We start from the raw sequence: 5572 nt of genomic DNA, 5'->3' as shown, positions 1-5572 counted from the left end.
CGGTGCCACGAGCGCGGTCGCCACAGCACCCCCCAGCGGCCGGTGGCCTCGGGAACTCCGGTGGGCGTGCGGGTGGGCGTGGTCATGGGAACTCCCTGGTCAGGGGCACGGGTGGACGAGGCCGCGCAGGGCAAGGGACGCGAGGTTCGACCCCGCGACGTGTGGTGGGAGGCCGGCGTCGGCCACGCCCAGGGTACCGGACCGCCCGTTCGCGCCCCCGGACGGCAGGGAGCCCGGGACCCTCGCGGGGTCCCGGGCTCGGTGCCAGCCGGCGCCTCGGTGGCGCCGTCGCGGTCGTGTCAGACGGTCACGTGCGCGGCCGCCAGGTTGGCGCGCAACTGCTCGCCCAGACCCGCGTCGACGCTGGTCCAGTACTGGATGGCACGCTCGCGGATCTCGTTGGACACCACACCGCCCACGTGTCCGGTGATGGTCTCGAGGAACCGCGCCTTGGCCTCCGCGTCGAACACCTCGCGGTACATGGTGCCCGCCTGGCCGAAGTCGTCGTCCTCGGGGTGGAGCGTCGCCGCCGAGCGCACCAGTTCGCCGTCGGCCTGCCAGCCGCGGGACTCGGCTGCGCGGGCGGGATCCGCGTGGGCGCCGCCGGTCGAGCTGGGGGCGTACACCGGGGTGTCGGGCGACGCGAACGAGTAGCGCATCGACCCATCCTTCGAGAACGAGTGCCCGTTCGGGTCCGCGTTCTTGGCGGCGTTGACCGGCAGCTGCGCGTAGTTGGTGCCCACGCGGTAACGGTGGGCGTCCGCGTAGGAGAAGATGCGCGCCAGCAGCATCTTGTCGGGCGAGGTGTCGATGCCGGGCACGAAGTTCGAGGGCTCGAACGTGGCCTGCTCGATCTCGGCGAAGTAGTTGGCGGGGTTGCGGTTGAGCTCCATGACGCCCACGTCGATGAGCGGGTAGTCGCCGTGCGGCCACACCTTGGTGAGGTCGAACGGGTTGAAGCGGTATGTGGCGGCGTCCTCGTAGGGCATCACCTGCACCTTGAGGTCCCAGCGCGGGAAGTCGCCGTCCTCGATGTGCGAGTAGAGGTCGCGGATGTGGACGTCGGCGTCCGAGCCGGCCAGCTCCGCCGCCTCGTCGTTGGTGAAGTGGTGGACCCCCTGCTGGGTCTTGAAGTGGTACTTCACCCAGAACCGCTCGCCCTCCGCGTTGATCCACTGGTAGGTGTGCGAGCCGTAGCCGTTCATCTCGCGCCAGCTGCGCGGAATGCCGCGGTCGCCCATCAGCCACGTCACCTGGTGCGCGGACTCGGGCTGCAGCGACCAGAAGTCCCACTGCATGTCGTTGTCGCGCAGGTGCGAGCCCGGGAGGCGCTTCTGCGAGCGGATGAAGTCGGGGAACTTGATGCCGTCGCGGATGAAGAAGACGGGGGTGTTGTTTCCCACCAGGTCGTAGTTGCCCTCGGTGGTGTAGAACTTCAGCGCGAAGCCGCGCGGGTCGCGCCACGTGTCGGGGGAGCCCTGCTCGCCGGCGACCGTGCTGAACCGCGCGAGCATCTCGGTTTCGACGCCGGGCTGGAACACGGCCGCCCGGGTGTAGGCGGAGACGTCGTTGGTCACGGTGAAGGTGCCGTACGCGCCGCCGCCCTTGGCGTGCACCACGCGCTCCGGCACGCGCTCGCGGTTGAACTGGGCGAGCTTCTCGACCAGGTAGTGGTCGGTGAGCGCGATGGGGCCGTCCGCGCCCACGGACAACGAGTGCTGGTCCGAGGCGACCGGCGCCCCGGAGTTGGTGGTGGTGAACTTCTCCGACATGGGAGTGCTCCTTGTTCAGTCGTGGATGGGAACAGCGGCGGCGGCCTTCACCGCGACTGCCTGGCAGTCGCGGCAGAGACCCCAGAAGGTGATCTCGGCGACGGCCACGGCGAACCCGTGGTCGTCGTCGGGTGAGAGGCAGGGGGCCTGGCCCACCACGCAGTCGACGTCCGCGATGGTGCCGCACGTCGAGCAGACCATGTGGTGGTGGTTGTCCCCTACGCGCAGTTCGTAGCGAGCCGGGTGATCGCCCGGCTCGATGCAGCGGGCGAGACCGCGGCCGGTGAGGTCGCGCAGCACGTTGTAGACGGTCTGGATCGAGAGGTCCGGCCGGTGGGCCGCGACCTTGGCGTGAACGGCGTCCGCGGCCGCATGCGGCATTCCGTCGAGCGCCTCGATGACCGCGACACGTGGCTCGGTGACACGCAGCCCCGCTCCGCGGAGGAGGTCGGGTGCGAGGACGGGAGACACGGTCCTCACCCTACGCCGTTATTTTGAATGACTCAAATGATGGCAGGGTTGCCCTCCCTGACGCTCCGCACGGAGTCGGGCGCGACGCGCCGTGTGCAACGGGCCGATGCGGTGGTCCAGACGGCGTGTCGAGTCTGGGACCGTGCGGGGTGTCAGGGGGAGGGGGTTCCGTGACCTTCGACCCGCGCCCGCGCATACCCCGGGGGATATTGTCGACAGCAGAGCCCAACAGCCCCATCCCCAGGAGGAATGCCATGAAGCTTGTCGTCGTCGGTGGAGTCGCCGCAGGAGCATCGACCGCCGCCCGCGCCCGGCGTCTCGACGAATCCGCGGAGATCGTGGTCTTCGAACGCGGACACCACGTCTCGTTCGCGAACTGTGGCCTGCCGTACCACGTGGGCGAGGTGATCTCCGAGCGCTCGCGCCTGCTGCTGCAGACACCCGAGAGCCTGCGCGAATCCCTCAACATCGATGTCCGCATCGCCACCGAGGTGCTCGCGATCGACCGCAAGAAGAAGACCGTCACGGTCCGTGAGGTGGATTCCGGCAAGGAGTACACCGAGAAGTACGACAAGCTCGCGCTGTGCATGGGCGCGGAGGCCGTGCGCCCGCCCCTGCCCGGCATCGACCACCCGGCCGTCGAGGTGCTCCGCCGCATCGGCGACATGGACCGCATCAAGACCCGGCTCGACAGCGCGGTAGCCGCTCAGAAGAACGGCAAGCGTGGCGTGGTCACCGCCGTGGTGGTGGGCGCGGGCTACATCGGATTGGAGATGGCGGAGAACCTCCACCACCGCGGAGTGCGCGTCGACGTGGTGGAGCTCGCGGACCAGATCCTGCCACCCGTGGACCACGAAATCGCGACCCCGGTCGAGCAGCACCTGCGCATGCGGGGCATCGGCCTCCACCTCTCCACCGCCGCGGCCGCCTTCCAACCGCTGTCCGACAAGGACGGCGAGGAGCGCGTGAGCGTCGAGCTGAACTCGGGCACCGTGCTCAAGGCGGACCTGGTGATCCTCGCGGCGGGCGTCAAGCCCGCGGTCGAGCTGGTCAAGGCCGCCGGGATCGAGCTGGGCCAGCGCGGGGGCATCAAGGTCGACACGCACATGCAGACCTCCGACCCGAGCATCTACGCGGCTGGCGACGCCGTCGAGACGCCGCACCCGGTGCTGCCCGGCCACTACCTCGCCCCGCTCGCGGGCCCGGCGAACCGCCAGGCGCGCGTCGCCGCGGAGAACATCTGCGGGAGGGTCACGGAGTACAAGTCCACGCAGGGCACCAGCATCGTCAAGGTGTTCGACATGGTCGCCGGCGGCACGGGCGCCACCAAGCGCCAGCTCGACGCCGCGGGCGTGGACTACCGCGTGGTCCACGTGCACCCGTCCGGCCACGCCGGGTACTACCCCGGCACCGCGATGATGCACATCAAGGTGCTGTTCGACCCGACCGACGGCCGGATACTGGGCGCCCAGGCGTGCGGATTCGACGGCGTGGACAAGCGCCTCGACCTGTTCGCGATGGCGATCCGCGCGGGGATGACCGTGTTCGACCTCGAGGAGCAGGAGCTCGCCTACGCGCCGCCGTTCGGGTCCGCGAAGGACCCGATCAACATGGCCGGGTTCGTGGCCTCCAACACCATCCGAGGCGACTTCACGCTCTGGTACTCGGAGGAGTGGCCGCTCGCCGACGGCTCGCGGCTGGTCGACGTGCGCACCCCCGAGGAGTTCGGCATCCACCACCTGCCGGGTGCACAGAACGTTCCGATCGCCACGTTCCGCGAGGCCTTCCAGGACTGGGACCGCGCGCAGCCGATCCGCCTGTACTGCGCGGTGGGCTTCCGCTCGTACCTGGCGCACCGGATCCTGGTCCAGAACGGCTTCACCGACGTTGCCACCCTGTCCGGCGGCTCCACCACCTTCGGCCACGTGCACGACAACCCGGCGGACCAGTACTCCGCGCAGCCGCCGATGGAGAACTACGCGGAGAAGGTCTCCGTCGCCTCCGCCGTCGCGGCCGCCACGGGCCAGGTCAAGGACCTCGACTGCACCGGCCTGGCCTGCCCCGGCCCCATCATGCGGCTCGCGAACGCGATGAAGGAGGCGAACGCGGGCGACGAGATCCGCGTGACCGTCTCCGACCCAGGCTTCGCGCTCGACGGCCCCGCGTGGGCCGCCAAGAACGGCCACACCCTGGTCTCTCTCGAGCCCAAGGGCCCCGGCTTTGTCGGGGCATTCCGCAAGGGCGGCGTCGAGCCGGTCCGCTCCGGCGCATCGGCCAGCGGCAAGAACAAGACCTCGATGGTGGTCTTCTCGGGCGACCTGGACAAGGTGCTCGCGGCGTTCATCATCGCCAACGGCGCAGTCGCCATGGGCGACGAGGTCTCCATGTTCTTCACGTTCTGGGGCCTCAACGCCCTGCGCAAGACGAACCCGCCGCGGCGCGAGAAGAAGGCGATGGAGAAGATGTTCGGAGCCATGATGCCGCGTGGTGCGGAGAAGCTGACGCTCTCGCAGATGCACATGGCGGGCGCCGGCACGTCCATGATCAAGAGCGTGATGAAGAAGAACGACGTGCAGTCCCTTCCCGAGCTCATCAGGTCCGCTCAGGACGGCGGCGCGCGCCTGCTCGGCTGCACCATGACGATGGACCTGTTGGGCATGGCGCAATCGGACCTGATCGACGGCGTCGAGCTCGCGGGCGTCGCCGCGTTCCTGGGCGAGGCCAACGAATCGGGCACCACGCTCTTCATCTGACACCCACCCGCCCGCGCGCTCACCCGCATGCCCGCCTAGCCGCCCACCCCCCGAGCACGCCTCCACCCCCCGAGCACGCCTCCACCCCCGGAATTGGTAGACCTTGGTCACATTCCGGGGGTTCGTGCGCCCCAGGGGTAAGTGGTGGTCGGTGAGCAGGGCCCACCCTGGATCGCGGGTCGTCGGTGTCACAGCGAGGAGCGGCGCTCGGCCGTCCCGGCCGCGGTGACTTCGCTGACGCTGGGGGTGCGGCTGATGCCGGGACGATGCCTTGGTCGCCGCGGCCCACGGGACGACCGCCAACCCGCTACCCCTGTGATGCGCGAGTCGCCGAAAAGCGACCAAGGTCTACCCATTCGAGGCGAGGCGTGGGGCGGGGCCGCGGGAGGCGTGGGGAGGCGCGGCGAGGCGTGGGGCGGGGCCGCGGGAGGCGTGGGGCGGGGCCTCGGGCTACTCCGCGGCGGGCGTCTCGGGCGCCTCGGGTGCGAGAGTCTCGGGTGCCTCGGGTGCGGGAGTCTCGGGTGCCTCGGCTGCCTCCGCCGCCGGAACGTCGACCTCGACCGGCTCGTCGCCCAC

The 5572-nt window shown here is 70.0% G+C and carries 3 protein-coding genes; 1 reads left to right on the top strand and 2 read right to left on the bottom strand.

Translation table 11 applies throughout. The features are described 5' to 3' along the window. Window positions 1-299 precede the first annotated feature (299 nt). Window positions 300-1772 (bottom strand): catalase, encoded by a 1473-nt coding sequence (locus tag Q0L54_RS09865; protein ID WP_296667697.1) that lies wholly within the window; start codon window positions 1770-1772, stop codon window positions 300-302. Window positions 1773-1787: 15 nt separating this feature from the next. Further along, complete coding sequence (locus Q0L54_RS09860; protein WP_296667695.1) at window positions 1788-2243, bottom strand: Fur family transcriptional regulator; 456 nt, start codon at window positions 2241-2243, stop codon at window positions 1788-1790. Window positions 2244-2497: 254 nt separating this feature from the next. Here Q0L54_RS09860 and Q0L54_RS09855 point away from each other — a divergent pair, with 254 nt between their 5' ends. Then, window positions 2498-4996: an FAD-dependent oxidoreductase gene (locus tag Q0L54_RS09855; RefSeq protein ID WP_296667693.1), complete on the top strand. Its 2499-nt coding sequence runs from the start codon at window positions 2498-2500 to the stop codon at window positions 4994-4996. Window positions 4997-5572 lie beyond the last annotated feature (576 nt).

Origin of the sequence: Demequina sp., from assembly GCF_024642165.1 — a bacterium.
Classification (GTDB): Bacteria; Actinomycetota; Actinomycetes; order Actinomycetales; family Demequinaceae; genus Demequina.
Note: the sequence above shows the minus strand (reverse complement) of the source record. Positions and strands in the feature narration are given on the sequence as shown.